This window comes from Mesorhizobium sp. M0184 (assembly GCF_040322215.1).
Lineage (GTDB): Bacteria > Pseudomonadota > Alphaproteobacteria > Rhizobiales > Rhizobiaceae > Mesorhizobium.
In genome coordinates, this window is sequence record NZ_JAMYSZ010000010.1 from 77,487 (window position 1) to 90,781 (window position 13,295).

Here is a 13,295-nt window from a genome sequence, read left to right on the forward strand (position 1 = left end):
TGCTAGTCTCGTCCGATGTTCCAGACGCTCGTCGAATTTCAGCGCACGATCTATCTGACGCTCGGCGAACAGATCAAGCTGCTTGCGGCCGGAGGCAATTGGCTGGCGTTCATGGCTTTCCTGCCGATGGGCGTCGTGTTCGGGGCTGCCCATGCGCTGACGCCGGGGCACAGCAAGGCCGTCCTGGCGACGTATCTTGCCGGTTCGGATGCGAAGGTCTCGCGTGGTCTGCTCGTATCTATCACGCTATCGTTCACGCATGTGACGATTGCCGTTCTGATTGCGGCTCTCTCGCTGCCACTGGTCTCAATAGCATTGGGCAGCGTCGGCCGCGCTCCGCTTCTGGAGCACATCAGTCGCGGGCTGCTCGGCCTCATTGGCGTCTGGATGCTCTGGCGCGCTTTGAGCCACAGCCATCACCACAGGCACGAGGGCGAGGCTGTCGGCGTCATGGCAGGCCTGATCCCATGTCCGCTTACGCTTTTCGCGATGACTTTCGCGATGTCCAGGGGTGTTCCGGCAGCGGGCGTCCTGTTTGCCATCACCATGATGGTCGGCGTGGCGCTGACGCTGTCCTGCGTCGCCGTGTTGTCGATCGTGTTTCGGGAACGGCTTGTACAGTTTTTCGCGCGCCAGCCACGGCTGTTCGAAACCATCTCCCGGGCCATCGAGGGCGCCGCCGGTCTCGCCCTTGCCGGCGTCGCTGTCTGGCAGATCACCTCAGCTTGAGAGAAAATTTGGCCCCAGCCACTGCATGGCGTCCGGGCCGGTGCAGCGGATGGAACGAGCCTAGGCGACGCCGGGCGCACGGTCAGCGCTCGTCGAATACGCGCGAAGCCAGCAAGACAGAGAGGCTTGATCCGCCGGTCTTGTCCCGAACCGGCGTACAGGATCAGTGCAGGATCTGCGACAGGAACAGCTTCGTGCGCTCATGGCGGGGGTGGTCGAAGAACTCGGCCGGCGTGTTCTGCTCGACGATCTGGCCCTGGTCCATGAAGATCACCCGGTTGGCGACTTTGCGCGCAAAGCCCATCTCGTGGGTGACGCAGAGCATGGTCATGCCCTCCTCGGCCAGCCCGACCATCGTCTCCAGCACTTCCTTGATCATTTCCGGGTCGAGAGCCGAGGTCGGCTCGTCGAACAACATGATGCGCGGGTTCATGCACAGCGAGCGGGCGATCGCCACGCGCTGCTGCTGGCCGCCGGAAAGCTGGCCGGGATATTTGTTGGCCTGTTCGGGGATCTTGACGCGCTTGAGGAAATGCATGGCGATTTCCTCGGCCTGCTTCCGCGGCATCTTGCGCACCCAGATCGGCGCCAGCGTGCAATTCTCCAGGATGGTCAGATGCGGGAACAGGTTGAAGTGCTGGAACACCATGCCGACCTCGCGGCGCACCTCGTCGATCTTCTTCAGATCGTTGGTCAGTTCCTTGCCGTCGACGATTATCTTGCCCTTCTGGTGTTCCTCCAGCCGGTTGATGCAGCGGATCATCGTCGATTTGCCGGAGCCCGACGGGCCGCAGATAACGATCCGCTCGCCGCGCATCACCTTTAGATTGATGTCCTTCAGCACATGGAATTCGCCGTACCATTTGTGCATGGCAATGATGTCGATGGCGACATCGGTGGTGGAAATGTGCATCTTGGCGGCATTGACCTTGATCTCTTCCGCGCTGACGGCGTTTTCTATGGCCATGACAAGGTCCCCTTTTTTAGCGTTTGTGGCCGGTGTCGAGACGGCGTTCCGTGTACATTGAATAGCGCGACATGCCGAAGCAGAACAGCCAGAAGATGAAGGCCGCGAACACCAGGCCGGATCTGGCCGTCTGCGGCGTCGCCCAATTGGCGTCGGAGAAGTTCTGCTTGACGATGCCGAGGAGGTCGAACATCGAGATGACGATGACCAGGCTGGTGTCCTTGAACATGCCGATGAAGGTGTTGACGATGCCGGGAATGACCAGCTTCAGCGCCTGCGGCATGACGACCAGACCCATCTTCTGCCAATAGCTGAGGCCGAGCGAATCGGCGCCCTCATACTGGCCTTTGGGGATCGCCTGCAGGCCGCCGCGCACCACTTCGGCCATGTAGGCGGCGGCAAACAGCGACACGCCGATCAGCGCGCGCAGGAACTTGTCGAAGCTGACGCCGGCCGGCAGGAACAGCGGCAGCATCACGCTGGCAAAGAACAGCACCGTAATCAGCGGGATGCCGCGTACCGTCTCGATGAAGATCACGCACAGCAGCTTGACGATCGGCATGTTCGAGCGCCGGCCGAGCGCCAGCACGATGCCGACCGGCAGCGACACAGCTATGCCGACAAAGGACAGGCTGAGTGTCACCAGCAGTCCACCCCAGAGCGGGGTTTCGACATAGGGCAGGCCGAACATGCCGCCGATCAGCAGAACGAAGGCGACGACCGGCAGTGCAAAAAAGAGAAGAATGGCATTCAGCCCCTTGCGCGGTACGCGCGGAATGAGCAGCGGCACCAGCAGCGCCACGAACAGGATGGCGACCAGGATCGGGCGCCAACGCTCTTCCAGGGGATAGCGGCCGAACATGAACTGGCCGAACTTGGCGTTGACGAAAGCCCAGCAGGCGCCGGTCCAGCCGTCCGACTGGATGCCGCCCTGCGCCACGGTGGCGCAGACCGTGCGGTCCGGTCCCGTCCACTGGGCGTTGATGAAAGCCCAATTGACGATCTGCGGCAGGATCATGGCAACCAGCACGATGCCGATGATGGTCAGGATGGCGTCGCCGGTCGATGCGATCAGATTCTTGCGGACCCAGGCGGTGAGGCCGCGCTCGCTCGACGGCGCCGGCTGCGCCAGCGCCATCTCCGTCCGCACCCAGGACATATCGTGCTCTTGCATGGCCCTACCTCTCCACCAGCGCCATCCTGGCATTGACGACGTTCATGATCGCCGACGTGATCAGGCTGAGCGCCAGGTACACCGCCATCATGATCACCACGCCTTCGACTGCCTGCCCGGTCTGGTTCAAGACCGTGCCGGCCGTCGCCGTCAGGTCCGGATAGCCGATGGCGATGGCGAGCGAGGAATTCTTGGTCAGGTTGAGATACTGGCTGGTCAGCGGCGGAATAACGATGCGCATCGCCTGCGGCACGACGACAAGCCTGAGGATCGATCCCGAGCGCAGCCCGAGTGCCGCGGCCGCCTCGGTCTGGCCTGCGCTGACGCCCCTGATGCCGGCGCGCACGATCTCGGCGATAAAGGCGGCCGTATAGCAGGACAACGCCAGATAGAGTGACAGGAACTCGGGCCTGACCTGAAAGCCACCGACGAGATTGAAGGTCGACTGCTTTGGAAATTCAAAGCTCAGCGGAAAGCCGCTCAGCGCGTAGGCCAGCAGCGGCAGGCCAACGATCAACGCCATGGATGTCCAGAACACCGGGAATGGCTGTCCCGTCGCCATCTGCCGCTGCCGCGCCTTGCGGGCGACGAACCAGGCCATGGCGATGCCGAGGAGCAGTGCGACCAGGATCAGCCAGGAGCCCTCGCCCCATACAGCGCGGGGAAAATAGAAGCCGCGCTGGTTGAGAAAGGAGCCGAACGGCAGATTGATGCTCTCGCGTGGCGGCGGCAGCACGGCGAGCACGCCGGAATACCAGAAGAAGATGACCAGCAGCGGTGGGATGTTGCGGAACACCTCGACATAAACGGTGCAGATCTTCCTGATCAGCCAGTTATGCGACAGCCGGCCGATGCCGACGATGAAACCGATGATGGTGGCGGTGATGATGCCGACGACAGCAACGATCACGGTGTTGATAAAGCCAACCAGGATGGCACGGAAATAGGTCGAATCCGATGAATAAGCGATGGCGCTTTCGCTGATGTCGAAGCCGGCGCGGCCCTTAAGAAAGCCGAAGCCGGAAGCGATGTGCAGCCGCGTCAAATTGGCGATGACGTTGTGGGTAACCCACCAGACACCCGCTACCAGCAGGACGAGGACCAATGCTTGAAAGAATATGCCGCGGACGCGCGGATCATTGATGAAGGAACCGCGGCTTGGCTCCTCGCGAAGAACTTCCTGCGATGCCATTCGACAGTCCCCTGGAAAGAGAGACCGGAAGGCAGACGATCTGCCTTCCGGATCCATTTTCGATCAGCGGATCGGCGGAGCGTACTGCAGGCCACCCTTGGTCCACAGCGCGTTGATGCCGCGGGCGATCTTCAGCGGGCTGCCGGAGCCGACATTGCGTTCGAACATCTCGCCGTAATTGCCGACGGCCTTGACGATGTTGACGACCCAGTCGTTGGAGACACCTAGATCGGTGCCGATCTTGGTGTCGGCTTCCTGGCCGAGCACGCGCTTGATCTCGGGATTGTCCGAGTTCTTCATCTCGTCGACATTGGCCTGGGTGATGCCCAGTTCCTCGGCGTTGAGCAGCGCGAAATAGGTCCACTTGACGATGTGGTACCACTGGTCGTCACCCTGGCGCACGGCCGGCCCAAGCGGCTCCTTGGAGATGATCTCGGGCAACACGACGTGGTCGGCCGGCGAGCTGAGCGTCAGGCGAATGCCGTAGAGACCCGACTGGTCGGTGGTGTAGACGTCGCAGCGGCCGGCATCATATGCGGCGTTGACCTCATCCAGCTTTTCGAAAACGACGGGGTTGTACTCCATCTTGTTCGACTTGAAATAGTCGGCAAGGTTGAGCTCGGTCGTGGTGCCGCTCTGCACACACACCGCCGCGCCCGAAAGCTGCAGTGCCGAATTCACGCCCGGAAGCTTCTTGGCGTTGATCATGAAGCCCTGACCGTCATAATAGGTCACGCCGACGAAGTTCAGGCCAAGCGCCGTATCGCGGTTGATGGTCCAGGTGGTGTTGCGCGACAGGATGTCGACCTCGCCCGACTGCAGCGCGGTGAACCGCTCCTTGGCGCTGAGCGGCGTGAACTTGACTTTGGTGCCATCGCCGAAGACGGCGGCCGCCACGGCGCGGCAGAAATCCACATCGATGCCTTTCCATTCACCCTTGTCGTCAGGCGCCGCGAAGCCAGCAAGACCCGTATTGGTGCCGCACTGGATGAAGCCTTTCGCCTTGACATCGTCGAGCGTGCTCGCCGATGCGGCCGAAGCCGCGAACCCAAACGCGGCGGCGCCCAAAACGCCGATTGCAATGTGTTTCATGACCCACAGACCCTTTTCTGTTTTTTCCAGGCGAACCTGACTTTTTCCCGTGTGAACGCAGCTATGTATCCCGGCCCGTTACCGGAATCCCGCATCGTCACCGACGCGCTGCCTCCCATTCACGAACAACATCGAAGGCGATTATTCCTGTGAGGTCAAGGGAAATGACCAAATCCGAAAGACTTTGAAAACCAACCGCCTGAAATGCCTGAAATTGCAGACAAACGCGCTCGCAAATTGGTCAGCGCGCCAATAAAGCCGGCAAAGTCCGACCGTGAGTTGCCAAGCGCACTTGGCAGCCTTCCCGCGGATCCACGGCTCGTTGCTGAATTGGCATATTCAAGACCTTGGCCTGGCGAGTGCGGTGCGGTTGCGCGGCCAATGCCGCCGCACTATGGCTAACGACCAACCCATGGGACGAAAAGCAATGGCAAAAGACGACAGCGAGATGGGCGTCAACACGCGGCTCGCCCATTCCGGCAACAACCCGCATGACTATTTCGGCTTCGTCAATCCGCCGGTGGTGCATGCCTCGACCGTGCTCTATCCCAATGCGGCGGCGATGGCTTCACGCAGCCAGAGATACACCTACGGCACGCGCGGTACGCCGACCACCGATGCGCTGAACAGCGCGATCGATGCGCTGGAAGGTTCGGCAGGCACGGTCGCGGTACCGTCCGGCCTGGCGGCGGTGACGCTGCCGCTGCTCGCCTTCCTGTCGGCCGGCGATCATCTGCTGATCGTCGATTCCGTTTATCATCCGACCCGCAACTTCGCCGACACGATGCTGAAGCGGCTGGGCATCGAGGTCGAGTATTACGAACCGCGCATCGGCGCCGGCATCGCGGCGCTGATCAAGCCCAACACCAAGGTGGTGTTCACCGAATCGCCGGCCTCCAACACTTTCGAGGTGCAGGACATACCGGCCATCGCCAAGGCAGCGCATGCCGCCGGCGCCATCGTCATGATGGACAACACCTGGGCGACGCCGCTCTACTTTCGCCCCCTCGACCATGGCGTCGACATCTCGATCCACGCGGCGACGAAATACCCGGCCGGCCATTCCGACGTGCTGCTCGGCACGGTGTCGGCCAATGCGGACTGCTGGAAGCAGCTTTTCGAGACGTTCAACACGATGGGCTGCTGCGCCGGGCCTGACGACGTCTACCAGGTGCTGCGCGGCCTGCGCACCATGGGCGTGCGGCTGGAGCATCATCAAAAGAGCGCGCTTTCCCTCGCCGGATGGCTGGAGGGTCAGCCGGGCGTAGCGCAGGTGCTGCATCCGGGGCTGCCCAGTCATCCCGACCACGCCATGTGGAAGCGCGATTTTTGCGGATCGAGCGGCATCTTCTCGATCGTTCTCGCGGGCGGCGGACAGAAGCAGCAGCACGCCTTCCTCGACGCGTTGAAGTTTTTCGGCCTCGGCTATTCCTGGGGCGGCTATGAGAGCCTTGCCGTGCCGGTATTCCTTGGCGACCGCACCATCGCCAAGGGCCCGTATGACGGGCCGCTGGTGCGCCTGCAGATCGGGCTCGAGGATGTAGGGGATTTGAAGGCCGACCTGGCGCGCGGGCTGGCGGCGGCCGCTGAAGCCTGAGCCAGCACCTTTTCACATTGAGTCAGAAAATCGGCGTAACAGCCTGGAAAAATTGCGATCCTGAGCGATATCATGGCGACCGATCGGCCGATGATACGGCTCTACAAAATAGAGGCGGCGGTGTGGTGAAGGCGGTAGAATAGCCTCTGCCGGTCCTTGACACGGATTGAGGCTGGCCGGCGGGATCGGTCGGGAACCTTTTGTCGGCCGATGCATCCAATGTCGCGATGAGAAGCCTATCAGGAGATCGGCCATGCCTGCTGCGTTGACGGCAACGCCCGCCGCTTCCGGCGACATGCAGCTTGTCGGCCGCGCGCTGGCACGTGATGGCGATGCATTCCGCACCATCATCAAGACGCACAACCAAAGGCTCTACCGCATCGCCCGCGGCGTCGTGCGTAACGACAGCGAGGCCGAGGACATCGTCCAGGAGGCCTATGTCAGCGCCTTTGCCCATCTCGAGGCCTTTCGCGGCGATGCCTCGCTCGCCACGTGGCTATCGCGTATCGTCATCAACGAAGCGCTCGGCCGCTTGCGCAAAAGGCGGCGAATGGTTGCGATGCCTGAAAACCCGCAAGCCGAAATCATCCGGTTTCCCCTCAACCCGAGCGACGATCCGGAGCGGACGATGGCGCAACGGCAGATCCTTGAGCTTGTCGAACGGGCAACCGACAGTCTTCCCGATGTCTACCGGATGGTGTTCGTGGCGCGCGTCATCGAGGGATTGAGCATCGAGGAAACCGCCGAACTGCTTGGCGTGCGACCAGAAACCATCAAGACCCGGCTGCACCGCGCCCGCGCGCTGGTGCGCAAGGCGCTGGACGACCAGATCGGCCCGGTGCTGCTCGACGCCTTTCCCTTCGCGGGCCGGCGCTGCGAACGGCTGACCAATGCCGTGATGCAGCGGCTTGGTCTTTCGGGATAGGCCGCGCCGATTTTCGCGGGAACGTTTGGCGGCGACCTGCATCCAATGAGCATCACTGAAAACGAAGCCCGATGCAGTTCCGCGTCGGGGCGAAGGAGAGCATCATGTTTATTCGATCGACCACGGCACTGGCCGCAGTTTTCCTGCTTAGCGCAGCGCCCTTGTCGCAAGCTGCCGACAAACCGACCGATCCGCAGATCGCACATATCGCCTACACGGCGGGGGTGCTTGACGTCGAAGCGGCCAAGCAGGCGCTGAAGAAATCGAAGAACAAGGAGGTGGTGGATTTCGCCAAGGACATGGTGCGAGATCACGAGGCGGTCAACAAACAGGCTCTCGACCTGGTCAAAAAGCTCAAGGTCACGCCTGAGGACAATCCGACCAGCAAGGCGCTGACCAAGGCGGCGGCCGAGGAACGTGCCAAGCTTGCCAAGCTCAAGGGCGCGGCGTTCGACAAGGCCTATGTCGCCAACGAGGTGGCCTACCACAAGCAGGTCAATAGCGCGCTCGAAACTCTGCTGATCCCGTCGGCCAGCAATGCCGAGCTGAAGAGCCTGCTGGAAACCGGCCTGAAAATATTCCAGGGCCACGAACAGCACGCCGAACACGTCGCCGGCATGCTGAAGTGAGGATCGAGCCAATGGCGTCGAGGCGGCATCTGTGGGTTGCGCTGGCATTGGCCATGGGTGCCGCGCCGGCCAAGGCCGACACCATCGAGGTGACGATCGAGAAGCTTGTGTTTTCGCCGGCAAAGATCGAGGCGAAGGTCGGCGACACGATCAGGTGGGTGAACAAGGACGTGTTCGCCCACACGGCAACCGTCAACGGCGCCTGGGAAGTGATGATCCCGCCGAAGAAGGCGGCGAGCCTGACGGTGAAGAAGGCGGAATCGGTCGATTATTTCTGCCGCTTCCATCCCAACATGAAAGGCCATCTGACGGTGACATCGCCCTGACTGGCTGATGCATGTCGCGCAAAAGTGTGCAGCGGTTTTGCGATAACGACATGCATAAAAAAGAGCCTAAAGCGCGCCGCATGAGCCCGGTCTAATGCGACGCGCTTTTAGGCTGCCAGCCATGCCGTCCCTACAAGCAGCGTGACCAGCGTCAACGGCAGGCCGACCTTGAAGAAGGCGATGAAGCCCAGCGGTTTGCCGGAGACCCGCGCGTGCTCGGCAACGATCAGATTGGCGACCGAGCCGAGCAGCGTGAAATTGCCGGCCAGCGTCGAGCTCATGGCGACGACCAGCCAGGCCCGCTCGGGGTTTTCCAGTCCGGGCACGAACGGCTTCAGCGCCAGCACGGCCGGGACATTGCTCATGATGTTGGACAGCACCGCGGTGAAGCCGGACAGCCGCCACACATCATTCAGCCCGAGGTCCTTTGCCGAGGCGACGATGTCGGGCGTCAGCAGCGTCTTCTCCGCCCCGGCGACGACGATGAACAGCCCGGCGAACATGAACAGCAGCGGGCCATCGATCTCGCGATAGATGCGCTCAGGTTTGATGGCGCGGGTCAAAAGAAGAATGGCGCCGCCGATCAGCGCTGCCTTGGCGACTGGAACGCCGGCGAAGAAGGCGATCGCCAAACCGACACAGACGACCACCGCCTTCACCACCTGCCCCGGCAGCATGCGGCCGCGATAGACTTCGGGGCTGAGCTCGGCCTTGCGCGAAAATTCGGCGCGGTAGACGATGCGGATGATGACGATGACGGCGACGAGGCTGAACGCCGCGACCGGCGCCAACGCCGCCGAGAAGGCCGGGTAGGAAATCCCCGACAGCGCGCCGATGACCATATTCTGCGGATTGCCGGTAATGGTGGCGACGCTGCCGCAATTGGACGCCGTGGCGGTGGCGATCAGATAGGGAACCGGATTGCGGTTGATGACGCGGGTGACATGGACGACGATCGGCGCCATGACCAGGCAGATGGCGTCGTTGACCAGGAACGCCGAGAGGACGCCGGTCAACAGCGTCACCATCACCAGCAGCATGAATGGCGCATGGGCGTGCTCGATGGCGAACCCACCGAGCGCGCGAAAGGCGCCCGACACTTTCAGATGCGCCACGACGATCATCATGCCGAGCAGAAGCGTGATGGTGTCGAAGCTGATGGCGCGGTAGGCGTCTTCCATGTCGAGCGCGCCGATGGCGATCATCGCCGCACCGCCGAGCAGCGCGATGCCTGCCCGGTCGAGGCGCAGTCCGGGTATCCTGCCGATTGCGACGCCGGCATAGGTCAGGACCAGGATCAGCAATGCCGCCGCGCCCATCGCTGTCATGTGTTGGAAAATCCTGTGCGACTGGCGAGTGAACCTGTCCGGAATGGACCTGAAGATATTGGCGATCCCGACAGGATTCGAACCTGTGACCATCGGCTTAGAAGGCCGGTGCTCTATCCAGCTGAGCTACGGGACCGCTGGCCGGCCGCATGACCGGCGGATTGTGCCGGCAGGGCCGGTATGGGATCAATGCGTCCAGGGCGTCCTGCGGTCATAGCGGAAATTCTCCGCATAGGAAATCTGGCGGCGCTTGATTTCCTTCGGCTCCTCGACGCGGAAAGCCAGCCCTTCCTTCTCGGCATAGGCGACCGCCTCTTCTCTTGTGTCGAAGGTCAGCCTGATCTGGCTTCGCATGTCGCCGGACGTAGTGTAGCCCATCAGCGGATCGATCTTCTTGCGCTGCTCCGGATCGAATTCCAGCACCCAATAGCCGGTCTTGGCCTTGCCGGACTGCATCGCGGTTTTGGCTGGGCTGAAAATGCGGGCTGACATGACCACCTCATTGCTGGTTGCAAGCACACGACCCGAGCCCACATTACTGTTCTCTGGCCATGCACTAGCCCGTCATTACTGCGCAATGCCGCCGGCAGCAAGGCCGATGGCTTTTTACGCTTGCTTTGGCGGGCTGAAATCACTAGGCAACAGACCGTTCGGAGTGTAGCGCAGCCTGGTAGCGCATCTGGTTTGGGACCAGAGGGTCGGGAGTTCGAATCTCTCCACTCCGACCATTCATCAAGCAAATCTCGTCGGCAGCGCAAGCGGATCACGCTCGAGTGTGTCTCCCGTCGCCGGTCATGTTTAAGCGACGGACGGACAGCACGAGCCCGCGCTGCCCGTCCGACATGCAAGCCGTCAGCCCTGGATGAAAGCCAGCAGATCCGGATTGATGATCTCCGGATGCGTGGTGCACATGCCGTGCGGCAGGCCCTTGTAGACCTTGAGCGTGCCGTGCTTCACCAGCTTGGCCGCAAGCAGCGCGGAATCGGCGATCGGCACGATCTGGTCGTCGTCCCCGTGCATGATCAGGACGGGAACCTCGATCTTCTTGAGATCGTCGGTGAAGTCGGTCTCGGAAAAGGCCTCGATGCAGTCGTAATGAGCCTTGGCTCCGCCCATCATGCCCTGGCGCCACCAATTGTCGATAGCCCCTGGCGAGACCTTGGCGCCCTCGCGATTGAAACCGTAAAACGGGCCGGCCGGCACATCCCTGTAGAACTGGGCGCGGTTGGCGACCAAAGCGGCGCGAAAGCCGTCGAAGACCTCGATCGGCAGGCCACCCGGATTGCTGTCGGTCTTGACCATGATCGGCGGCACGGCGCCGATCAGCACCGCCTTGGCAACGCGGCCGCCACCGCCATAAAGCGCGACGTAACGGGCCACCTCGCCGCCACCGGTCGAATGGCCGATGTGGATCGCATCCCTGAGATCGAGATGCGCCGCCAGCGCCGCAACGTCGGCGGCGTAGGTGTCCATCTCATTGCCAGTAGCGGTCTGCGACGAGCGGCCGTGGCCGCGGCGGTCATGTGCGATGACGCGGTAGCCCTTTTCGAGGAAGAACAGCATCTGGTTGTCCCAGTCGTCTGAGCTCAGCGGCCAGCCGTGATGGAACACGATCGGCTGGCCCTTGCCCCAATCCTTGTAGAAAATCTCGGTGCCGTCATGGGTGGTGAATGTGCTCATCGTCCTACTCCTTGATGGAAAAGTTAGGGGGTAACAGGGAAGCTTCTAGCCCCTTCAGCTGGACAAATTATAACAGTGCGGCCAGGGTGAGCATTGGCAAAACGGACATTCAACGTGGCAAAACTGACAAATGACGGCGGCGCGTGATCTGATCGAAATCGGCCTTGTCTTGTATCCCGGCGTGCAGGAAGCGGCCGTGCTCGGCCTGACCGATCTTTTCATGCTGGCAAACCGGCTGGCTGTCGAGCTGTCGCCGGAGGCGGCGAGGCTTCGCGTCAGCCATTGGCAATTGGAGGACGCGGGCCACACCGTAGTCCGCACCTTCGACAGCGACCCCGGCGCCGACAATGAACCAGCCATGGTTATCCTCCCGCCGACCTTGGGAGATCCGATCGCTCGGGAAGCAGCCGCGCCCTATGCCGGCTGGCTCAGGGATCGCCACACGGCAGGCGCGACGCTCGGTTCGGTCTGTGCCGGCGCTTTCGTGCTTGCCGAAACCGGCCTGTTGTCCGGCCGTGCGGCGACGACGCACTGGGCTTATCGCGACGCGCTGGCGCTACGCTTTCCCGACATCCTGCTCGACGCCGACAGGCTGGTCATCGACGATGGCGATATCATCACCGCCGGCGGCTACATGGCCTGGACCGACCTCGGCCTCAAGCTCGTGGACAGGGTGCTCGGGCCGACCGTCATGATGGACACGGCGCGTTTCATGCTGGTCGACCCGCCGGGCCGCGAGCAACGTTTTTACAGTCCGTTTGCGCCGCGGCTGACCCACGGCGACGAAGCGATCCTCAAGGTGCAGCACTGGCTGCAGGCGAACGGCGCGCGCGATGTGACGCTTGGCGCCATGGCCGATCACGCCGGGCTGGAGGAGCGGACTTTTCTGCGGCGCTTCCGCAGCGCCACCGGCCTCAAGCCGACCGAATATTGTCAGCACCTGCGGGTCGGCAAGGCGCGCGAGATGCTGGAAACCACGATGCGAGCGATCGACCAGATCGCCTGGGAGGTCGGCTATGACGATCCCGGCTCGTTCCGCAAGGTATTCGCCAGGATAACCGGCCTGGTGCCCGGCGACTATCGCAAGCGCTTTGGCACGGAACGAGCGGTGGTTGCAGGCGGAGAGAGCTGAGGCCAGCCGCGCAATGGCGCTATCGATTCGATGCTGCCAAAGGCAAGCTCGCCGGGCGAGAACCCCAACCACCCATCTCCCGGCGAGCCTACTACCTGATTTGATACGCAATCAGGACCGGGATTAGCCGGCAAGCTCTTTGTTGCAAGACAGGTGCCAGTCTTTTTCTCGAAATGGGACACACACGGAAGTGAGCTCCCTGATGTTCACGCCGAGGCTTTTTGCCTGATGTGCCGGATCAGTCGAATTCCTGAAATCAGCAGTAATGCGCCTCCGACTTCCACGACCAGGATCACGGCCGAGCCCCAGGGAATAGCTGGCCAAAACTCCGAAAAGGCTTGCCTGAGCCAGGTGATATGAGCAGGCTCCTCGCCGTAAGCCCTGAGCATCAAGTCCGCGTAATCGAACATCTCTTTCACCACGATCGCCGACCAGAACAGCGATGAGACAAGCCATATCAGTGCGATTCGTCTGACGATCGGGCTCATTCCAATACCTACTGTCAAAAAGATCGACTTGATTAG

The 13,295-nt window shown here is 61.9% G+C and carries 14 protein-coding genes and 2 tRNA genes; 7 read left to right on the forward strand and 9 right to left on the reverse strand.

The features are described 5' to 3' along the window. Positions 1 to 15 precede the first annotated feature (15 nt). Entirely contained in the window at positions 16 to 729 is a 714-nt protein-coding gene (locus tag NKJ23_RS14500) for a HoxN/HupN/NixA family nickel/cobalt transporter (RefSeq protein ID WP_352452778.1), read from the forward strand. A 163-nt stretch (positions 730 to 892) separates the two neighbouring features. On the opposite strand, the gene NKJ23_RS14505 is transcribed toward NKJ23_RS14500, so the two are convergent. From NKJ23_RS14505 to NKJ23_RS14520, 4 genes are all read right to left on the reverse strand, one after another. Next, positions 893 to 1,642, reverse strand: a complete 750-nt coding sequence (locus NKJ23_RS14505; RefSeq protein ID WP_031212005.1) for an amino acid ABC transporter ATP-binding protein — start codon at positions 1,640 to 1,642, stop codon at positions 893 to 895. Positions 1,643 to 1,712: 70 nt separating this feature from the next. Continuing rightward, positions 1,713 to 2,870, reverse strand: coding sequence for an amino acid ABC transporter permease (locus NKJ23_RS14510; RefSeq protein WP_023677633.1), 1,158 nt, complete (start codon positions 2,868 to 2,870; stop codon positions 1,713 to 1,715). Between the two features lie 4 nt (positions 2,871 to 2,874). After that, positions 2,875 to 4,062 carry an amino acid ABC transporter permease gene (locus tag NKJ23_RS14515; protein ID WP_352616742.1) on the reverse strand — a complete coding sequence of 396 codons (1,188 nt, stop codon included), beginning with the start codon at positions 4,060 to 4,062 and terminating at the stop codon, positions 2,875 to 2,877. Between the two features lie 63 nt (positions 4,063 to 4,125). Continuing rightward, positions 4,126 to 5,154, reverse strand: a complete 1,029-nt coding sequence (locus tag NKJ23_RS14520; protein ID WP_352680731.1) for an amino acid ABC transporter substrate-binding protein — start codon at positions 5,152 to 5,154, stop codon at positions 4,126 to 4,128. A 427-nt stretch (positions 5,155 to 5,581) separates the two neighbouring features. Here NKJ23_RS14520 and NKJ23_RS14525 point away from each other — a divergent pair, with 427 nt between their 5' ends. From NKJ23_RS14525 to NKJ23_RS14540, 4 genes are all read left to right on the forward strand, one after another. Further along, positions 5,582 to 6,751 carry a cystathionine beta-lyase gene (locus NKJ23_RS14525; RefSeq protein ID WP_352680732.1) on the forward strand — a complete coding sequence of 390 codons (1,170 nt, stop codon included), beginning with the start codon at positions 5,582 to 5,584 and terminating at the stop codon, positions 6,749 to 6,751. A 253-nt stretch (positions 6,752 to 7,004) separates the two neighbouring features. Continuing rightward, positions 7,005 to 7,676 (forward strand): RNA polymerase sigma factor, encoded by a 672-nt coding sequence (locus tag NKJ23_RS14530; RefSeq protein ID WP_023677637.1) that lies wholly within the window; start codon positions 7,005 to 7,007, stop codon positions 7,674 to 7,676. 104 nt (positions 7,677 to 7,780) lie between these two features. After that, entirely contained in the window at positions 7,781 to 8,305 is a 525-nt protein-coding gene (locus NKJ23_RS14535) for a DUF4142 domain-containing protein (RefSeq protein WP_352680733.1), read from the forward strand. 11 nt (positions 8,306 to 8,316) lie between these two features. Next, entirely contained in the window at positions 8,317 to 8,631 is a 315-nt protein-coding gene (locus NKJ23_RS14540; protein ID WP_352680734.1) for a cupredoxin domain-containing protein, read from the forward strand. Between the two features lie 107 nt (positions 8,632 to 8,738). Here NKJ23_RS14540 and NKJ23_RS14545 read toward each other — a convergent pair whose 3' ends face one another. From NKJ23_RS14545 to NKJ23_RS14555, 3 genes are all read right to left on the reverse strand, one after another. Beyond that, positions 8,739 to 9,959: an anion transporter gene (locus NKJ23_RS14545; protein ID WP_352680735.1), complete on the reverse strand. Its 1,221-nt coding sequence runs from the start codon at positions 9,957 to 9,959 to the stop codon at positions 8,739 to 8,741. 59 nt (positions 9,960 to 10,018) lie between these two features. Beyond that, positions 10,019 to 10,095 (reverse strand) — tRNA-Arg (locus tag NKJ23_RS14550). Positions 10,096 to 10,145: 50 nt separating this feature from the next. Continuing rightward, complete coding sequence (locus NKJ23_RS14555; RefSeq protein ID WP_023677641.1) at positions 10,146 to 10,451, reverse strand: ETC complex I subunit; 306 nt, start codon at positions 10,449 to 10,451, stop codon at positions 10,146 to 10,148. A 159-nt stretch (positions 10,452 to 10,610) separates the two neighbouring features. On the opposite strand from NKJ23_RS14555, the gene NKJ23_RS14560 reads away from it, so the two are divergent. Further along, positions 10,611 to 10,687: transfer RNA gene (locus NKJ23_RS14560), tRNA-Pro, on the forward strand. A 124-nt stretch (positions 10,688 to 10,811) separates the two neighbouring features. On the opposite strand, the gene NKJ23_RS14565 is transcribed toward NKJ23_RS14560, so the two are convergent. Then, positions 10,812 to 11,639: an alpha/beta fold hydrolase gene (locus tag NKJ23_RS14565; protein WP_352680736.1), complete on the reverse strand. Its 828-nt coding sequence runs from the start codon at positions 11,637 to 11,639 to the stop codon at positions 10,812 to 10,814. A 130-nt stretch (positions 11,640 to 11,769) separates the two neighbouring features. On the opposite strand from NKJ23_RS14565, the gene NKJ23_RS14570 reads away from it, so the two are divergent. Beyond that, positions 11,770 to 12,771, forward strand: coding sequence for a GlxA family transcriptional regulator (locus NKJ23_RS14570; protein WP_352680737.1), 1,002 nt, complete (start codon positions 11,770 to 11,772; stop codon positions 12,769 to 12,771). A gap of 206 nt (positions 12,772 to 12,977) precedes the next feature. Here NKJ23_RS14570 and NKJ23_RS14575 read toward each other — a convergent pair whose 3' ends face one another. Then, positions 12,978 to 13,259: a hypothetical protein gene (locus tag NKJ23_RS14575; protein ID WP_352452982.1), complete on the reverse strand. Its 282-nt coding sequence runs from the start codon at positions 13,257 to 13,259 to the stop codon at positions 12,978 to 12,980. Positions 13,260 to 13,295: the final 36 nt, after the last annotated feature.

Coding starts and splice junctions, on each gene's coding strand:
- NKJ23_RS14500 (WP_352452778.1), top strand. CDS start 16: ATGTTCCAGACGCTCGTCGAATTTCAGCGCACGATCTATCTGACGCTC.
- NKJ23_RS14505 (WP_031212005.1), bottom strand. CDS start 1,642: ATGCACATTTCCACCACCGATGTCGCCATCGACATCATTGCCATGCAC.
- NKJ23_RS14510 (WP_023677633.1), bottom strand. CDS start 2,870: ATGCAAGAGCACGATATGTCCTGGGTGCGGACGGAGATGGCGCTGGCG.
- NKJ23_RS14515 (WP_352616742.1), bottom strand. CDS start 4,062: ATGGCATCGCAGGAAGTTCTTCGCGAGGAGCCAAGCCGCGGTTCCTTC.
- NKJ23_RS14520 (WP_352680731.1), bottom strand. CDS start 5,154: ATGAAACACATTGCAATCGGCGTTTTGGGCGCCGCCGCGTTTGGGTTC.
- NKJ23_RS14525 (WP_352680732.1), top strand. CDS start 5,582: ATGGCAAAAGACGACAGCGAGATGGGCGTCAACACGCGGCTCGCCCAT.
- NKJ23_RS14530 (WP_023677637.1), top strand. CDS start 7,005: ATGCCTGCTGCGTTGACGGCAACGCCCGCCGCTTCCGGCGACATGCAG.
- NKJ23_RS14535 (WP_352680733.1), top strand. CDS start 7,781: ATGTTTATTCGATCGACCACGGCACTGGCCGCAGTTTTCCTGCTTAGC.
- NKJ23_RS14540 (WP_352680734.1), top strand. CDS start 8,317: ATGGCGTCGAGGCGGCATCTGTGGGTTGCGCTGGCATTGGCCATGGGT.
- NKJ23_RS14545 (WP_352680735.1), bottom strand. CDS start 9,959: ATGACAGCGATGGGCGCGGCGGCATTGCTGATCCTGGTCCTGACCTAT.
- NKJ23_RS14555 (WP_023677641.1), bottom strand. CDS start 10,451: ATGTCAGCCCGCATTTTCAGCCCAGCCAAAACCGCGATGCAGTCCGGC.
- NKJ23_RS14565 (WP_352680736.1), bottom strand. CDS start 11,639: ATGAGCACATTCACCACCCATGACGGCACCGAGATTTTCTACAAGGAT.
- NKJ23_RS14570 (WP_352680737.1), top strand. CDS start 11,770: ATGACGGCGGCGCGTGATCTGATCGAAATCGGCCTTGTCTTGTATCCC.
- NKJ23_RS14575 (WP_352452982.1), bottom strand. CDS start 13,259: ATGAGCCCGATCGTCAGACGAATCGCACTGATATGGCTTGTCTCATCG.